The organism is Streptomyces sp. NPDC034037, assembly GCF_055575715.1.
In genome coordinates, this window is record NZ_JBVISC010000009.1 from 171859 (window position 1) to 189198 (window position 17340).

At 71.6% G+C, this 17340-nt stretch carries 16 protein-coding genes; 7 read left to right on the forward strand and 9 right to left on the reverse strand.

The features are described 5' to 3' along the window. Positions 1-14: 14 nt before the first annotated feature. The 3 genes from ACZ516_RS28835 (at position 15) to ACZ516_RS28845 (ending at position 2243) form a co-directional block, all read left to right on the forward strand. Positions 15-809: a chitosanase gene (locus ACZ516_RS28835; protein ID WP_358697148.1), complete on the forward strand. Its 795-nt coding sequence runs from the start codon at positions 15-17 to the stop codon at positions 807-809. A gap of 112 nt (positions 810-921) precedes the next feature. After that, positions 922-1401, forward strand: a complete 480-nt coding sequence (locus ACZ516_RS28840; RefSeq protein WP_469012379.1) for a DUF2243 domain-containing protein — start codon at positions 922-924, stop codon at positions 1399-1401. After that, positions 1398-2243: a cytochrome c oxidase assembly protein gene (locus ACZ516_RS28845; protein WP_469012381.1), complete on the forward strand. Its 846-nt coding sequence runs from the start codon at positions 1398-1400 to the stop codon at positions 2241-2243. Before ACZ516_RS28840 ends, ACZ516_RS28845 begins: the two co-directional genes overlap by 4 nt. On the opposite strand, the gene ACZ516_RS28850 is transcribed toward ACZ516_RS28845, so the two are convergent. Next, entirely contained in the window at positions 2185-2616 is a 432-nt protein-coding gene (locus ACZ516_RS28850) for a hypothetical protein (RefSeq protein WP_469012383.1), read from the reverse strand. The genes ACZ516_RS28845 and ACZ516_RS28850 overlap by 59 nt on opposite strands. Before the next feature lie 246 nt (positions 2617-2862). On the opposite strand from ACZ516_RS28850, the gene ACZ516_RS28855 reads away from it, so the two are divergent. After that, positions 2863-6684, forward strand: a complete 3822-nt coding sequence (locus ACZ516_RS28855) for an nSTAND1 domain-containing NTPase (RefSeq protein WP_469012386.1) — start codon at positions 2863-2865, stop codon at positions 6682-6684. Positions 6685-6839: 155 nt separating this feature from the next. Further along, positions 6840-7886, forward strand: coding sequence for an extracellular catalytic domain type 2 short-chain-length polyhydroxyalkanoate depolymerase (locus tag ACZ516_RS28860; RefSeq protein ID WP_469012387.1), 1047 nt, complete (start codon positions 6840-6842; stop codon positions 7884-7886). A gap of 44 nt (positions 7887-7930) precedes the next feature. Here ACZ516_RS28860 and ACZ516_RS28865 read toward each other — a convergent pair whose 3' ends face one another. The 8 genes from ACZ516_RS28865 to ACZ516_RS28900 form a co-directional block, all read right to left on the reverse strand. After that, a complete protein-coding gene (locus tag ACZ516_RS28865) occupies positions 7931-9391 on the reverse strand; it encodes a nucleobase:cation symporter-2 family protein (RefSeq protein ID WP_467466250.1) in 1461 nt (486 codons plus the stop codon). 233 nt (positions 9392-9624) lie between these two features. Further along, a complete protein-coding gene (locus ACZ516_RS28870) occupies positions 9625-11007 on the reverse strand; it encodes an 8-oxoguanine deaminase (RefSeq protein WP_469012389.1) in 1383 nt (460 codons plus the stop codon). Between the two features lie 42 nt (positions 11008-11049). Continuing rightward, entirely contained in the window at positions 11050-12468 is a 1419-nt protein-coding gene (locus tag ACZ516_RS28875) for a nucleobase:cation symporter-2 family protein (protein ID WP_469012391.1), read from the reverse strand. A 64-nt stretch (positions 12469-12532) separates the two neighbouring features. Then, entirely contained in the window at positions 12533-13456 is a 924-nt protein-coding gene (pucL, locus tag ACZ516_RS28880) for a factor-independent urate hydroxylase (RefSeq protein WP_358580249.1), read from the reverse strand. 5 nt (positions 13457-13461) lie between these two features. Further along, on the reverse strand, positions 13462-13881 hold the full coding sequence (gene uraH, locus ACZ516_RS28885; RefSeq protein WP_358580251.1) for a hydroxyisourate hydrolase: 420 nt from the start codon (positions 13879-13881) through the stop codon (positions 13462-13464). After that, positions 13878-14390, reverse strand: a complete 513-nt coding sequence (gene uraD / locus ACZ516_RS28890) for a 2-oxo-4-hydroxy-4-carboxy-5-ureidoimidazoline decarboxylase (protein ID WP_358696661.1) — start codon at positions 14388-14390, stop codon at positions 13878-13880. Before uraD ends, uraH begins: the two co-directional genes overlap by 4 nt. A 179-nt stretch (positions 14391-14569) precedes the next feature. Beyond that, entirely contained in the window at positions 14570-14947 is a 378-nt protein-coding gene (locus tag ACZ516_RS28895) for a helix-turn-helix domain-containing protein (protein ID WP_358696662.1), read from the reverse strand. Beyond that, the gene (locus ACZ516_RS28900) at positions 14944-15240 is read right to left on the reverse strand and encodes a YkoF family thiamine-binding protein (RefSeq protein ID WP_361087030.1); all 297 of its coding nucleotides are present in this window, start codon (positions 15238-15240) and stop codon (positions 14944-14946) included. Before ACZ516_RS28900 ends, ACZ516_RS28895 begins: the two co-directional genes overlap by 4 nt. Before the next feature lie 125 nt (positions 15241-15365). Here ACZ516_RS28900 and ACZ516_RS28905 point away from each other — a divergent pair, with 125 nt between their 5' ends. Next, positions 15366-16193, forward strand: a complete 828-nt coding sequence (locus ACZ516_RS28905; protein WP_358580259.1) for a TIM barrel protein — start codon at positions 15366-15368, stop codon at positions 16191-16193. 90 nt (positions 16194-16283) lie between these two features. After that, on the forward strand, positions 16284-17174 hold the full coding sequence (locus ACZ516_RS28910) for a 2-hydroxy-3-oxopropionate reductase (RefSeq protein ID WP_361087033.1): 891 nt from the start codon (positions 16284-16286) through the stop codon (positions 17172-17174). Positions 17175-17340 lie beyond the last annotated feature (166 nt).

Genomic DNA, 17340 nt, shown 5'->3' on the forward strand with positions numbered 1-17340 from the left:
GCCTGCTCGCCCTGATGGGCGCCGCGGCCGTGGCCGGGCCGCTCCTCGCCTCGCGGACGGCGACCGCCACCTCGGCCCTGACCCCGACCTCGGCCCGGGCCCTCGGGCTCGACGATCCGGCGAAGAAGGAGATCGCCATGAAGCTCGTCTGCAGCGCCGAGAACTCCAACCTCAACTGGAAGAACTACTACCGCTACATCGAGGACATCGACGACGGCCGCGGCTACACCGCGGGCATCATCGGCTTCTGTTCCGGCACCGGCGACATGCTGGACCTCGTCGAGCTGTACACGCGGCGCAAGCCGGGCAACGTCCTCGCCAAGTACCTGCCCGCCCTGCGCGAGGTCGACGGCACCGACTCGCACGAGGGCCTCGACCCCAACTTCACGCGCGACTGGCGCAAGGCCGCCGAGGACCCCGCCTTCCAGAAGGCGCAGAACGACGAGCGCGACCGCGTCTACTTCGACCCCGCCGTCAAGCAGGGCAAGGCCGACGGCATCGGCGTACTCGGTCAGTTCTGCTACTACGACGCCATCGTGATGCACGGCGACGGCAGCGACTCCACCAGCTTCCGCAACATCCGGGGGCGCGCGCTCCGTTCGGCCAAGCCGCCGGCCCAGGGCGGTGACGAGGTGGCGTACCTCAACGCCTTCCTGGACGCGCGCGTCTGGGCGATGAGGCAGGAGGAGGCGCACGAGGACACCAGCCGCGTCGACACCGCGCAGCGAGTGTTCCTCAAGAAGAAGAACCTCAGCCTCGACCCGCCGCTGGACTGGAAGGTGTACGGCGACCCGTACCACATCGGCTGACCCCCGCCCCCTGCGGGCGCGGCAGGCGCGCGGGACGCCCGACGGGCACCCCGCGCGCCTCGCGCACCCTGTGCCACCCTGGGTACCACCCCGTCCCCAGGAGTCAGCCGCAATGCCCAGCGAACCGGTCCGCCCCGCCCCTTCCTCCGGTCCCGTGCAGGCGGGACGGTCGCTGGCCGTGTGCGCGCTGATCGGCGTGGCCGTGATGGCCGCCGTCGACGAGATCGTCTTCCACCAGATCCTGCACTGGCACCACTTCTACGACCGCTCCACCTCCGGCATCGGCCTGCTCTCCGACGGCCTGCTGCACACCTTCGAGCTGCTCGCCCTGGTCGCCGGGTTCGTCCTCTACGCCGATCTGCGCCGGCGCCGCGCCCTCGCCCCCGCCCACGGCCGGGCCGGGCTCTTCCTCGGCCTCGGCGCCTTCCAGCTCTTCGACGGCATCGTGGACCACAAGCTGCTGCGCCTGCACCAGATCCGCTACGACGTCGACGTCACCGGCTACGACCTGGCCTGGAACGGCGCCGGCCTCGTCCTGCTCCTCGTCGGCGTCGCCCTGACCGCGCGCGCCAGGACCCGCACGGCGCCGTGATCCCGGCCCACGCCGCTGCCGGCAGCGGCACTCTCGGGCCGCTCGTCGCCACGGCCGCGGCAGTTGCCGCCGCCTGCTATCTGCTCGCCGCCGCCCGGCTGCGCCGCCGGGGTGATGCCTGGCCCCGCCACCGGGACGCCTCCTTCACCGCCGGCTGCGCGGCCCTGGCGTACGCGCTGACCGGACCGCTGCCCGGCGGCGCGTTCACCGCCCACATGGCCCAGCACCTCGTTTTCGCCATGGCCGCCCCGCTGCCGCTGGTCCTCGCCCGCCCCCTGACGCTCCTCCTGCGCGCCCTGCCCGGCGGGGCGCCGCCCCGTCGGGCGCTGCTGGCCGTCGCGCACTCGCGACCCGCCGCCTGGCTGCTGTTCCCTCCGGTGGCCGCCGCGCTGGACATCGGCGGCCTGTGGCTGCTGTACCGCACCGGCCTGATGGCCGCCGCCCACCACCGCCCGCTTCTCGGCGCCGCCGTCCAGCTCCATGTCCTGGCCGCCGGGCTGCTGTTCGCCTTCGCCGTCTGCCAGCTCGATCCCGTACGGCACCGCTGGAGCCCGGCCTGGCGCGGCGCCACGCTGTTGGCGGCCGGCTGGGCCCACGCCGTCCTCGCCAAGAGCCTGTACGCCGCGCCTCCGCCCGGCTCCCCCGTCGCCCCCGGCGATCTGCACACCGGGTCCCAACTGATGTACTACGGCGGGGACATCGCCGAACTCGCCCTCGCCACGGTCCTCGCCGTCGGCTGGTACGCCGACACGGGCCGCGCCCGGCGGCCCGCGCCGGCCGGTCTCAGGACCACTTCTCCGCGCGGACGAAGGAGCCCTGGTATCCGTCGAGGCGGACCTTGAGCGCGTGGCGGGTGCTGTTGACCGTGCCCTTGGCGATGACGCCCCCGTTCGGGTCGCACCGCTTCCAGCCGCTGTCCGCGACCTTCCGCAGGCGGCCGCCGCCCAGGTACTCGAAGATCCGCACCTTCATCGAGGCGTTCGTGTTGTAGCACCGCAGCACGGCCCGCGTCGCCTTGCTCGGCGACTTGTAGGCCCCGGACTTCCAGATGCCGCTGCTCTGTGCGGGAACCCAGGCGTTGCCCCAGATGGTGTGCCAGCCGGCCTGGGCCGGGACGCTCCTCTCGGGGGCGGCTGCCGCGGGATTCGCCACGGCCACGCCGGAACCGAGTACCAGGGCGGCGGTCGAGAACGTGAGGGTCTTTCGGAGATTCATGGTCGGGTTCCTCCCGTGGTGGTGAGAGACCGCGGGCACACGGCCGGCGGCGTCAGAACGGCGGCGCTGCGGGGCAGTGCCGCGTCGACCTGGCGGATCGGGCCGACGACCACCAGTCAGCCACCCCGCACCGTTGTTCAGCAGGCCCCTCCCCCACACTGAACAATCGAGTTCGGCGGCCGTCGAGTCGTCCGGGAGGGCACAGGGCTCATGCTGGGGGCGTGACGAGCCGCGGGGGAGGCTGTGATGGGGCGTCGTGAGAAGCCGGTGGACCCGGGTCAGGGGCCGGTGGAGGAGTTCGCGCACGCGTTGCGCACGTTGCGTCAGAAGGCGGGGACGCCGACCTACCGGGCGATGGCTCGGGAGGCCGGATATTCGGTCACGGCACTGTCGACGGCCGCCTCGGGGGAGAAACTGCCGTCCCTGGCCGTGGCGCTGGCCTACGCGCAGGCGTGTGGAGGAGACGGGGCGGAATGGGAGGAGCGGTGGCGAAAGGCGCAGCGGGAGACGGAGGCCCGGGCCGGCGTCCCGCAGGAGGACGCCGCCGTGGCGCCGTATCGCGGACTGGTGCGTTTCGAGGTCGGCGACCGCGAACTGTTCTTCGGCCGTGCCCGCCTGACCGACGACCTCGTCGGCCTGGCGCGTGCCCACCGGGTGACGGCCGTGTTCGGCCCCTCGGGCAGCGGCAAGTCCTCTTTGCTGCGCGCCGGCCTGATCCCGTGCCTGCGTGCGGCCGAGGACACCGCGTCGCGCCCGGCGGCCGTGCGCGTCCTGACCCCCGGGCCACGGCCGACGGATCTCGCGAAGCTGTTCACCCCGGCAGCGGCGTCCGGGGAGACCTGGCTGATCGTGGACCAGTTCGAGGAGACGTTCACTCTCTGCCACGACCCGGCGGAGCGGCGGGCGTTCATCGATCTGCTGCTGTCCGCCCGCGACGACGACAGCCGGCTGCGGGTGGTCCTCGGGGTGCGGGCCGATTTCTACGCCCGCTGTCTGGAGCACGAGGGGCTGGCCGCGGTCATCCGGGAGGCGAGCCTGCCCGTCGGCCCGATGACACCCTCCGAACTGCGCGAAGCGATCGTCGGGCCCGCCACGGCGTCGGGGCTGATCGTGGAGCGTGCCCTGACCGACCGCCTCATCGAAGAGGTGGGCGCGGAGCCGGGCGGGCTGCCGCTCCTGTCCCACGCCCTCCTCGAAACGTGGCGCCGCCGCCGGGGCCGCACCCTGACCCTCCAGGCGTACGAGGCGACCGGCGGCGTCCACGGCGCCATCGCCCAGACGGCCGAGGCGTTCTACACCGGGCTCACCGAACCCCGGGCCAAGGCCGCCCGCCGCGTCCTGCTGCGCCTGATCACCCCGGGCGACGGCACCCCTGACACGCGGCGCCCCGTCGACCGGACCGAGCTGGGCGGCACCGGCCCCGCGGGCGGTGAGGTGTCCGCGCTGCTCCACCTGCTGGCCCGCGCCCGGCTGATCACCCTGGACGAGACCACCGTCGACCTCGCCCATGAGGCCCTGATCACCGCGTGGCCCCGGCTGTACGGATGGATCGACGAGGCCCGGGAGCGGTTGCGCCGCCACCGGCGCCTCACCCAGGCCGCACGCCACTGGCAGGACCGCGGCCGCGACAGCGGGACCCTGCTGAGGGGCGCGGAGCTCACCGAAGCGGAAGACGCCTTCCGCACCGCTGAGCAGCGGGCCGACCTGACGGCTCTGGAACGGGACTTCCTGCGTGCCTGTGCCGCGGCCCGGAGCCGCGGGCGGCGGATCCGGCACGGGGTGACGGGTGCGGTGGCGCTGCTGGTGTCGCTCGCGCTGGTCGCGGGCGCCGTCGCCTGGCAGCAGAGCAGGACCAGTGAACAGCGGCGCCGGGAGGCGGTGGCACGGCGGGTGGCCGCGGTGGCCGACAGCATGCGCGCCTCCGCCCCTGTCACGGCGATGCGGCTGAGCGCGGCCGCCGCGGCGCTGAGCGGGACGACCGAGACCCGCTCGGCGCTGCTGGGCGCCCTGTCCCAGCAGGAGCAGGACGTCTACGGCCTCCCCGGTGTGGAGCCCATGGGCATGACCGAGTTGAGCGGGGACGGCCGCACCGTCGTCGTGGCCGGTGACCGCGCGGTACGGGCCTGGAGCACCACCGGGCACCGGCCCGCGGGCCCCTCCCTCCCCCTCCACGGCGAGGTGGCGATGGCCGTCGGCCTCGACGGACGCCGGTTGCTGACGACGTCGGACGACCAGGTCCGGCTGCGGGACCTGCGGACCGGGAAGCCGATGGGCCAGTCCTTCGGGCACGTCGGCTCCTTCTACTCCTTCGGTCCCGGCGACCGCATGGTGCTGGAGGAGCGGGAGTCGGGCGGCATCACCCTCTGGGACACGAAGCGTCGGCGCGTGAGCTTCGAGCAGCGCCGTACCGCCGTGTCCCAGTGGGCCATCAGCCCGGACGACCGGCTGCTGGCCCTGTGCTCCGGCCGCAGGGGGCCTTTGCTGATCCGGGAGCTGACCGGGCACCCGAAGCAGGTGGAGCGGTCCGCCCCGTGGCCCCGCGCGTTCGGGCGCGACGCGTGCGACGAGGAGTCCTCGCTCCGTTTCGCCCCGGACAGCGGTGCGTTGCTGGCCCTGACCGCGAACGAGGTGCGGGTGTGGGACCTGGACCGGCACCGGGAGCGAACCCGTATCCGGCACAAGGGGCTGGACGAGGCGGCCTTCAGCCCCGACGGCAGGTTCATCGTGGCCACCGACGGCGAGGAGATCCTGCTGTGGAGGACGGCGAACCCCACGACACCGGTCTTGCGCGTCCCGCTCACCAACGAGTCCGCCACGCAGCTGCGTTTCGACGTGAGCGCGGGAGTGATCCGCTACCTGAGCGAGCTGGGCAGCACCGAACTCGCGGTGCGCACCGTCTCCTACGGCGCGGCGATGGCCGACGGATGGAGCGGCCAGCCCGCCGCCCAGGCGGTGTACAGCGGGAACGGCCGGGTCCTGGCGCTCGAACGACGCGGCGAGGACACCTCGCGGTTCGAGGTGCGCCAGGTCGCGGGCGGCGGAAGGCGGATCTCCCGTACCCCCGCCGTGCGGTGCGAACGAGCGAAGTCCCCCTACAGCGAGGACACCTGTCGTATCTCGCTGGCAGTCGCCCCGGACGGCGCCACCCTCGCGTACACGAGGCTCATCATCGACTCCGACGGCAACCCCGGCGAACAGAGCCCTGTCACGCTGTGGGACGTACGCGGGAACTCCCGGTCCCGCTCGCTCGCCGGGCCCGGCTCCTCCCGCGAGGACGCCGCGGTGGTGGGCCTCGCCTTCACCCGGGACGGACGGTCCCTGCTGGTCCGCCACGGGGACGACACGCCCACGGAGACCTGGGACGTCTCGGCCGGCAGGCGGATGGGGCGGACCCCCGCCGAGCCGCCTGCCCACGAGACCGGTGCTCCGAGCGGCGCCGCCGTCCTGCGGTCCTTCGCGACGTCGCGGGACAGCCACCCGCTGGCGGTGCGCCCCGACGGTCGGCTGCTCGTCGCCCCTGGGCAGACGGTCGCCCTTCCTTCGGGCCGGACCGCCACCAACAGACTGGCCGACGGGGAGATCGGCGCACTCGCCTTCAGCCCCGACGGCGAGCAACTGGCGGCGGGCACGATCGGCGGACGGGTCGCGCTCTGGGACGGCGAGGTGAAGCAGAACCTCGGCTCACTCGCCGGGACGTACGGGGCCGCCCGACCGGGGTCCCGGGCGGAGGCGGTCACCGCGCTGGCCTACTCACCCGACGGGAGGACCCTGGCCGTGGCGGGTGACCTCGGCACGCTGCAACTCTGGGACGCCGCCTCCCGCCGGCCGCTGGGAGGCCCCCTGCCGACGCCGGGCGACGCCGTGCTCGCCCTCGCCTTCTCCCCGGACGGCCGCACGCTCCACACCGCGGGCGAGCACAGTGCCCCCCGCTCCCTCCCGGTGGACCCGAAGCGCCTGACCGCGTCCGTCTGCGCGCGCGCCGGCGGTGGCCTGTCCCGGGCCGACTGGCACAAGTACATCCCTGAAGTGCCGTACCGCGATGTCTGCCCGGCCACAGACGGGACCTGACAGAACGAAGCCGGCTGCCCGCGGCACTCCGGCACGCCGCGTCGCCCATGGTCCGGGGCCACACTCCGCCGAGGTGAGCTGTGGTCCCGGGCCACCTCGTGCGCCCCGCCGCGAGCGCCGCACAATGGCGGACCCCGCCCGAACCGGAGGTCCTCATGGGGTACAGAAAGACCCTCCTCGCCGTCGCCGCCGCCTTCGTCCTCGCCGTCGGCGGCGCCACCGGCGCCACGGCCGCCGTCCCCTCCCCGACACCCGGCGAGCTGCGCGCGTACGACATCGCGACGACGTACGTGTCCGGCGTCTCGTCCGGTGGCTACCTCGCCGACCAGTTGCACGTGGCCCACTCGGCCGTCTTCCAGGGCGCCGGGATCTTCAGCGCGGGCGCCTACGACTGCGCGCAGGGCAGCCTCAGCACCGCCCTGTACGCCTGTATGGACACGTTCATGCCGCGCGGGACCCCGGCCCAACTGGAGCAGCGGACCAGGGAGCGCGCGGCCGCCGGGCGGGTCGACCCCGTGTCCAACCTGTCGGGCGACCGGGTCTGGCTCTACCACGGCGGCTCCGACCGGACCATCGACCGACCGGTCAACGACGACCTGGCCACCTATCACCGGGACTTCGGCGCGAACGTCGCGTACGAGACGTCCGCCATGGCGGGCCATGCCTGGGTCTCGCCGCTCGGCCAGGTGCCCTGCACGAGCACCGCGTCGCCCTACGTCAACAACTGCGGGGACGATCCTCAGCTCCGCATGCTCACGCATCTCTTCGGCACCGCCCCGCACCCCGCCACCACCGCCGCGCTCGACGGCACCCTGATCCGTTTCGACCAGAACCTCTACGCCCCGGGTGGCGGCGCGGCCACCGCCGGCATGGGCAGGGACGGCTTCGCGTACATCCCCGGGGCGTGCGCGACCGGCACCGGGGAGCCGTGCCGCCTCATGGTCGCCCTGCACGGATGCCAGCAGACGTACGGCCAGATCGGGGACTCGTTCATGCGCCAGGCCCACCTGAACGAGTACGCCGACACCAACCGCATGATCGTCCTGTACCCGCAGGCCACCACCTCGCCCGACAACCCGCGCGGTTGCTGGAACTGGTGGGGCTACGGAGGTGACACCCGGTACGCGGAGAAGGGCGGCCGCCAGATCTCCGCGATCCTCGCCATGGTCAGGCGGCTGGGCGCCCCGGGTGCCCGGAGCTGATCCTCAACCCCGTCGGCCCGCGGGGCCGCGGAGTAATCGGGGACTCAGTGCGCCACCGCCTGTCCCGGCACCCGGGTCTGCGCGATCTCGCCGCCCGGCTCCATCGGCGCCGTGACGTCGTCGTCGTCACGGCCCTTGCCGAGGTGGTTGAAGACCAGGTTCAGGAGTACGGCGGCCACGCAGCCCGTCGAGATCCCCGAGTCGAGGATGATCTTCGCGGTCTCCGGGAACGCGTGGTAGAACTCCGGCGCCGCGATCGGGATCAGGCCGACGGCCAGCGAGACCGCCACGATCAGGACGTTGTTGTCCCGCTCCAGGTTCGCCTTGACCAGCGTCTGGATGCCGCTCGCGGCGACCGAGCCGAAGAGCACGACGCCGGCGCCGCCGAGCACCGGACGCGGCACGACCGCGATCAGCGAGGCGGCCACCGGGCACAGGCCCATCAGGACGAGGAAGCCGCCGCCCGCGGCCACCACGAAGCGGCTGCGGATCTTCGTCATCGCGACCAGGCCGATGTTCTGCGCGAAGGCGCTGCACATGAAGCCGTTGAAGAGGGGGCTGAGCGCCGAGCCGAGGCAGTCGGCGCGCAGGCCCGCCGCGATGGTCTTCTCGTCCGCGGGCCGGTCCACGATTTCGCCGAGGGCCAGCATGTCCGCTGTCGACTCCGTCATCGAGACGACCATGACCACGCAGAGCGAGACGATGGCGGCGGCCGCGAACTGCGGGGCGCCGAAGTGGAAGGGCGTCGGGAAGCCGACGATGTCCGCCTCGCCGATGGGACCGAAGTCGGTGGCGTCGAACGGGATGGCGATCAGCGTGCCGATGACCAGGCCGAGCAGGACCGCGATCTGCTTGACGAAACCGGTGGTGAAGCGGCGCAGCAGCAGCACCACGACGAGCGTGCCGCCCGCCAGGGCGAGGTTCTTGGTGGAGCCGTAGTCGTCGGCGCCCGGCACCGGTCCCTGGGCCCAGCCGAAGGCGACCGGCATCAGGGAGATGCCGATGAGGGTGATGACCGTACCCGTGACCACGGGCGGGAAGAACCGGACCATCTTGGAGAAGAACGGCGCCGCGAGGAAGCCGAGGACGCCGGCGACGATGACCGCGCCGAAGATGAGGGGGAGCGCGTCGTCCTTGTCCTTCGTCGAGTCGACGACGGCGAGCATGGGCGCGACCCCGGCGAAGGTGACGCCGTTGACGAAGGGGAGCCGGGCGCCGATCTTCCAGACGCCGAGGGTCTGGAGGAAGGTCGCGAGGCCTGCGGTGAACAGACACGCGCCGGTCAGGAAGGTGAGTTCCTTCGGGGACAGGCCGACGGCGGCGCCGACGATGAGGGGCGGGGCGACGACGCCCGCGTACATGGCGGCCACGTGCTGGAGGCCGGTCGTCGCCATCTTCAGGGGCGGGAGCTTCTCGTCGACCGGGTGGACCGCTCGTATGGAGCCCTCCCCGGGGTCAGGGTCGGGGGTACTGCCTCGCTTGGTGAACCTGGGCTGAGTGGCCACTGTGGCTCCTCCGGTTGTTTTCCCGTACCGGCTGGACACCGGCACATCGCTTCTGGGAGGTGGTGCGTGGGGCAAGGAATTGCTCGGTGTGCGGGTGGTGCGTGCGCCCAGGTAGTGCCGACCGCCCCGGGGACGTGAAGCTTTGGGCCACGTTCCCGGGGCGGCACTTGAGCAGCCCGCTCGGCTGCTCAAGTCCGGTCGGGGGCCGTCCCCCCCGACCGGGGTTCTTGGGTTCAGCCCCCGGCGGCGATCCGCGCCAGGCGCTGTGCCTCGTCCCGTGTGGAACGGGCGATGGCGTCCTCGTCGGCGTGCAGCAGGCGGCCGTGCTCGACGACCGGGCTGCCGTTGACGAGGGAGAGGGTGACCGGGGCCGGCGCGCCGAGGACGAGGGCGGCCACCGGGTCGGTTATCGAGGCGTGCCCTATGCCGTCCGTCTTCCACAGGACGAGGTCGGCGAGCTTACCGGGCTCCAGGGAGCCGATCTCCCGTTCCCGGCCGAGGACTTGGGCGCCGCCGTAGGTGCCGAGGCGCAGCGCCTGACGGGTGTTCAGGGCCGCTTCGCGGTGGGGGCCGAGGCGGTTGATCAGCAGGGCGTTGCGCAGCTCGGTGTGGAGTTCGCCGGACTCGTTGGAGGCGGTGCCGTCGACGCCGAGGCCGACCGGCACGCCCGCCCTGAGCATGTCGGGGACGCGGGCGATGCCGGCGGCGAGGCGGGCGTTGGAGGACGGGCAGTGGGCGACGCCGGTGCCGGTGCGGGCGAACGCGGCGATGTCGGAGTCGTTCATGTGGACGCAGTGCGCCATCCACACGTCCTCGCCGAGCCAGCCGGTCGACTCGAAGTAGTCGGTGGGGCCCATGCCGAACAGCTCGTGGCAGAACTGCTCCTCCTCGACCGTCTCACTGCCGTGGGTGTGCAGTCGTACACCCAGACGGCGGGCCAACTCGGCGCCCTGCCGCATGAGTTCGGTGGAAACGGAGAACGGCGAGCAGGGTGCGACGGCGACCTGGGTCATCGCGCCGAAGGACCGGTCGTGGTGCTTGCCGACGGTCTCCTCGGTCGCGGCGAGAGCGTCTTCCAGACACTCCACGGCGAAGTCGGGCGGCAGGCCGCCGTCCTTCTCGCCGCGGTCCATGGAGCCGCGGGCCAGGGTGAAGCGGACGCCCAGCTCCGAGGCGGCGCGGATGATCGACCCGGAGAGGTCACCGGCGCCGCGCGGGAAGACGTAGTGGTGGTCCATGGCGGTGGTGACGCCGCCGCGGGCCAGCATCGCGAGGGAGCCCCGCGCGGCCGCGTACGTCATCGGCTCGTCGATGCGCGCCCAGGTGGGGTAGAGCGCCGTGAGCCAGCCGAAGAGGTTGTGGTCGGTGGCCAGGCCCCGGGTGATCCACTGGTAGAAGTGGTGGTGGGTGTTGACCAGGCCGGGGGTGGCGAGGTGGCCGGTGCCGTCGACGCGGCGTACGACGTTCTCCAGGCCCGTCGGCGCCTTGCCCGCGCCGAGGGATTCGATGGTGTTGCCCGCGACGACGATGTGGCCGCAGGCGTACTCGGTGTCCTCGGCGTCCACCGTCGCGATGGCGACGTTCTCGATGACGAGGCGGTCCGCGGAAGGTGCCATGGTGCTTCCTTGGGGTGAGTGGCGAGGGGGCACGGCATGGCCCTAGGAGGATTTGAGTGCCGCGGCCGCGTTCCGCGCGCCGCCACGGGTGCCGAGGTGATGGAAGAACAGGTTGAGCGAGACCGCGACGAGCGCGCCCGCGCTGATCCCGGAGCCGAGGACGGTCTGCGCCCAGGCGGGGAAGTCGGCGTAGAATGTGGGCGCGGCGAGCGGGATGATGCCCGCCCCGAGCGCGACGGCCACCAGGATGATGTTGGAGCTGTCGTCCAGGCCCGCCTCGGAGAGCGTACGGATGCCGCTGACCGCGATGGAGCCGAAGAGGACGATGCCCGCGCCGCCGAGGACCGGCATGGGGACGACGTTGACGACGGCCCCGAGGACGGGGAAGGCGCCGAGCACGATGAGTGTGGCGCCCGCGACGGCCACGACGTAGCGGCTGCGGACCCGGGTCAGGGAGACGACGCCGACATTCTGCGCGAAGGCGGAGGTCGGGAAGCCGCCGAAGACGGGGCCGACGAGCGTGGCGATGCCGTCGGTGCGCAGGCCCCGGGTGATGGTCTTCCCGTCCGTCTCGCGCTCGCAGATCTCGCCGAGGGCGAGCATGCCGGCCGCCGACTCGGTCATCAGGACCAGCATGACGATGCAGAGCGAGAGGATGGCGGCGGGCTGGAAGAGGGGGGCGCCCGCGGCGAACGGCGTGGGCAGCGCGGCCAGCGGCGCGGTCCGCACGGAGGTGAAGTCGGCCATCCCGAAGGGGATCGCGGCGAGCGTGCCAATGAACAGGCCCGCGAGCAGGGCGACTTGCCTCAGGAAGCCGCGTCCGAAGCGCTGGAAGAGCAGGATGACGACGAGCGTGAAGGCGGCGAGCGCCAGGTACCTCATGTCGCCGAAGTCCGGGCTCGTCTCGTCGCCGCCCTGCGCCCACTTGACGGGTACGGGCATCAGGGTGACGCCGATGAGTGTGATGACGACACCGGTGACCAGCGGCGGGAAGAAGCGCAGCAGCCTGCCGAAGAAGGGGCCGATCAGGAGGCAGAAGACGCCCGCGACCATCACCGCGCCGTAGATCGCGGGGAGTTGGTCGCCCTTGGCGTTGGTCTCGGCGATGGCGAGGATCGGCGCGATGCCGGCCGAGGAGGCGGCGTTCACGAAGGGCAGGCGGTTGCCGACGAAGCCCTTGACGCCGAGGGTCTGCAGGATGGTGGCGAGACCGGCGATCAGCAGACCGGCGGCGATCAGCCGGGTCTGGGCCACGGTGTCCAGGCCGCACGCCTGTCCGATGATGAGCGGAGGGGTGACCACGCCCGCGTACATGGCGGCGATGTGCTGGAGTGCGGCGGGGACGAGCCGCGAGGGGTGGAGCTTCTCATCCACCGGGTGACAGTCGGGAGTTGATGCCTCGTCACCTGGCGGTGGGGTGGAACACGGGCCTTCTGCCGACCCTTTTGCAGGCTGTGCCATTGCTGTTCCCTCCGGTGTCGCGCGCCCCCGCCCACTGCGGGAGGGCGGGGGCGCGCGTCCCGCGTCAGAGGTTGGTCATGTCGACCGGGATCTTGGGCTCGACGCCGTCCCGCAGGACAGTGGCCTCGATGAGGCCGTAGGGGCGGTCGGCCGCGTAGTAGACCTCGTTGTCGTTCTTGAGCCCGAACGGTTCGAGGTCGACCAGGAAGTGGTGCTTGTTGGGCAGCGAGAAGCGGACCTCGTCGATCTCCGCGCGGTTGTTGATGATGCGCGAACCCATCTGGTACAGGGTCTGCTGGAGCGAGAGCGAGTACGTCTCCGCGAAGGCCTGGAGCATATGCTTCTTGACCTGCTCGTAGGACTTCTCCCAGTGCGGCATCCGCTGCTCGTCGTCGGTCCAGTTGAACCGCCAGCGGGAGGACACCTGGGTGGCGAGAATGCGGTCGTAGGCTTCCTTCAGCGTCGTGTACTTGTCCTTGATGTAGCCCCAGAACTCCGAGTTGGTGGAGTTCATCACGACCAGGTCCTTCAGGCCGGAGATGACCTCCCACTTCTCACCGTCGTAGGTGATCTGGGTGACCCGGGTCTCCTGGCCCTGGCGGACGAAGGAGTGCTTCACCTCGTCGGAGCCGATGAACTTCGAGTTGGCGTCGGAGGTCGCGATGCGCTCCCAGGCGTACTCCTCGATGCGGATGCGCGCCTGGTGGATCGGCTCCTGCGAGGTCACGAAGTGGCGCGCCAGGTGGATGCCGAACTGCTCGGCCGACTCGATGCCGTACTCCTTGGCGAACGCGTACACCGTGTTCTTGGTGGTGTCCGTCGGCAGGCAGTGGGCGTTGGAACCCGAGTAGTGCACGTCGTCCAGGTCGCCGGAGAGGGCGACGGAGACGTTCAGGTCCTTGATGTGGTGGGTGTCGCCGTCCCGCGTGATCTTTACGACCCGGTTCTCAGCCTTGCCGTACTGGTTCTGTCCCAGAATGGTGGGCATGTCTGCTAGCTCCCTCGGTAAACGGAGTAGCCGAACGGGTTGAGCAGCAGCGGTACGTGGTAGTGCTCGCCCGGCGTGACGGCGAACGTGATCGCCACCTCCGGGAAGAACGCTCCGCTCGTGCCGCTGTCCCGATTCGCGGGGGCGTCCTGCTGCGCCTCGGCTTGCTGGTTGTTCTGCTTGGTCAGGAAGTACGCCTCGGTCTCGAAGTCGAGGCGTACGTGCGTGGTCCCCGCCGGCAGCGCCGGCAGGTCCTTGCAGCGCCCGTCCGCGTCGGTCGCGCTCGCGCCGAGCGCCTCCCACCGCTCGCCCGGGCCGCGGCGGGCGGACAGGGAGATGGCGACGCCCTCGGCGGGGCGTCCGACGCTGGTGTCCAGGATGTGCGTGGACACCGACGCGGTGTTCTCGGCGGGTTGCGTGCTCATGCGGCTTCCTCTTCCAGGAGGCGGGTCAGGCGGATGCGGTTGATCTTGCCCAGTTCGGCGCGGACGATCTCCCGCTCCTGTTCGGGCGAGTTGCCGATCCGTTCCTTGACCGCGTCCCGCATCTGCTCACCGGTGCGGCCGGTGGCGCAGATCAAGAAGACGTGGCCGAACTTCTCCTGGTAGGCCAGGTTCAGTTCGAGCATCTCGGCCTTCAGTTCCTCGGAGGCTCCCGCCATGCCCCGCTGTTCGCGGGACGAGGTGGGGTCCCCGGGCTTCGGGCGGCCGATCGGCGGATGCCCCGCCATGGCCTCGGCCAGATCCTCCGCGCTCAGCTCGGCCATCACGGCGTCGCTCGCGGCGAAGAGGGCTTCGACGGTGGCGTAGGGGCGCCGGGAGAGCAGCTTGCTCCCCCAGGCCGAAGAGGCACAGGCCTCGTGGAGGGCGGCGGTGGCCGCGGCCTCCTCCAAGGCGTTGAACCGGGTGAGACCCGGCGTCGTACTCGAAGTCACGGGAGCCTCCGTGGCCTTGTGCTGGACGGGCTGCGGAACAGCTAAGACCTTCGACAACGCAGCGTCAACACTTTGTTGAAATAAGTTGAACAAAGAAGCCGTCACCCGGCGATTCGGGTGACGGCTCGGCTGCGCCGCGTGAGGATACGGCGGGTGTGACCCCGCCGGACCCGGGGGGACTATTCGCCCTTCGCGGCGTTTTCCCTGTTCAGGTAGTTGTATACGGTAAAACGGGACACCCCGAGGGCGCTCGCCACCGTCTCGACGCCGTGGCGGACGGCGAACGCGCCGCGCGCCTCCAGGATCCGTACGACCTCCTGCTTGGCCTTGCGGTCCAGCTCGGCGAGCGGCCTGCCCCGCTTGCGCTCCAGGGCGAGCAGGATGTGGTCCAGGGAGTCGGCGAGCTGGGGCAGCCGCACGGCCACCACGTCCTCGCCCTCCCAGGCCAGGACCACGTCGTCGGTCCCCGCCTGGTCCGGCGGCAGCATCTCGCCGCCCATGGCGTCCACCAGCGGCTTGACCGCGGCGGCGAAGGGGTCGTCCCCGAACGCGGTCACTTATCCGCCTCCCCCGACGCTCCCGGGCCCGCCGGCCGGCCGGGCTCCTCCGGTCCGCCGATCACGTTGACCTGGAGCGAGACCCGGGTGGCGCCCGCCCCGAGGGAGCGGCGCAGCATCGCGTCGACGGCGGTCAGGACCGCGTCGGCGTCGCCCTCGGCGGTGTTGCCGAACGGGCCTACGTCGACCGCGTCCAGCGGGGCCCCCTGGATGACCTCGCGGGCCACCAGCGCATGCGGCGGGGCCTCCTCGAGATCGAAGGGTTCGGTCGTGAACTCCACTCTCAATCGCACGCGGCCAACCTACTGCCGCCGGTCGATTTTTCGGCAGTCCCCTCTTGACAGCTTCCGCGGATCGGAGGCAGTCTTCCACCAGACAGAAATGAACTTCCGCAATACGGAAGGAGCGCGGAAGCCCCATGGGATACTCCGACCAGCGCTTCGATGTGAACCTGTCGATCCTCTTCACCGAGCTCCCGCTCCTGGAGCGCCCCGCGGCCGCCGCGAAGGCGGGCTTCGGCGCGGTCGAGCTGTGGTGGCCCTGGGTCGACGCCCCCACCCCCGAGCAGTCCGAGCTCGACGCCCTGAAAAAGGCGATCGAGGACGCGGGCGTGCAACTGGTGGGTCTGAACTTCTACGCCGGACAGCTGCCCGGCCCCGACCGCGGCGCCCTGTCGATCCCCGGCGAGGAGAGCGAGAAGTTCCGCGCGAACCTCGCGGTGGCCGCCGACTTCGCGCAGTCGCTCGGCTGCACGGCGCTCAACGCGCTCTACGGCAACCGCGTCGACGGCGTGGACCCGGCCGTCCAGGACGAACTCGCCCTGGAGAACCTGGTGCTCGCCGCCCGCGAGGCCGACCGCGTCGGCGCGATCCTGCTCATCGAGGCGCTCAACGCGCCCGAGTCGCCCAAGTGCCCCCTCGTGAGCGCCCCCGCGGCGGTCGACGTGGTGGACAAGGTGAACGCGGCGACCGGGCTCGGCAACGCGAAGTTCCTCATGGACCTGTACCACCTGTCCATGAACGGGGAGGACCTGCCGGCCGTCATCTCGCGGTACGCCGCGAAGACGGGCCATGTGCAGATCGCGGACAACCCCGGGCGGGGGGCGCCCGGTACGGGGTCGCTGCCGCTGGAGGCTCTGCTCGACCAGCTTCGTGCCGCGGGCTACGAGGGGTGGGTCGGCCTGGAGTACAAGGCCGGCGAGCGTCCCAGCGAGGAGTCCTTCGGCTGGCTGTCGGGGCGGGACTAGGCGCCGCTCCGCGGCGATGCTCTCCCACGCACCCACCCGTTGCCCCGCGTCACCTCCTCGTCGAAACACCGCAGTCAGAAAGGCACCCTCATGAGCAACCTTCCCAAGGTCGCGTGGATCGGGCTCGGCATCATGGGCTCCCCCATGTCCGAGAACCTGATCAAGGCGGGTTACTCCGTCACCGGCTACACGCTGGAGCAGGACAAGCTGGACCGGCTCTCGGCCGCCGGCGGCACCGCCGCGAAGTCCATCGCCGAGGCCGTCAAGGACGCCGACGTCATCGTCACGATGGTGCCCGCCTCCCCGCAGGTCGAGGCCATCGCGTACGGCCCGGACGGCATCCTGGAGAACGCGCGGTCCGGCGCGCTGATCGTCGACATGTCCTCGATCACGCCGCAGACCTCCGTGGACCTGGCCAAGGCCGGCAAGGAGAAGGGCCTGCGCGTCCTGGACGCCCCGGTCTCCGGTGGCGAGGCCGGCGCGATCGAGGCCGTCCTGTCCATCATGGTCGGCGGTGAGCAGGCGGACTTCGACGAGGCCAAGCCGCTCCTGGAGGCCCTCGGCAAGACCATCGTGCTGTGCGGCCCGCACGGCTCCGGTCAGACCGTGAAGGCCGCCAACCAGCTCATCGTCGCCGTCAACATCCAGGCGTGCGCCGAGGCCGTGGTCTTCCTGGAGAAGTCCGGCGTGGACCTGACGGCCGCGCTCGACGTCCTGAACGGCGGCCTCGCCGGCTCGACCGTGCTGACCCGCAAGAAGGACAACTTCCTGAACCGGGACTTCAAGCCCGGCTTCCGGATCGACCTGCACCACAAGGACATGGGCATCGTCACCGACGCCGCCCGCAACGTGGGCGCCGCCCTGCCCGTCGGCGCGGTCGTCGCCCAGCTCGTCGCCTCGCTGCGCGCGCAGGGCGACGGCGGCCTCGACCACTCCGCCCTGCTGCGCGCCGTCGAGCGCCTGTCGGGCGCCGAGCTCTAAGCCCCCGGGCTCCTTTGAGACTTCCGGGCCGCGGCGGCGCTGACACCTGTCCTGTCGCGCCCAGGCGCCGCCGCGGCCCGGAACCACGACCACAAATTCAACAAACTGTTGACGTAGCAGTTCAGGGCTCCTTACGCTCCGAGCACCTCAGCAGTCACAGCACGGA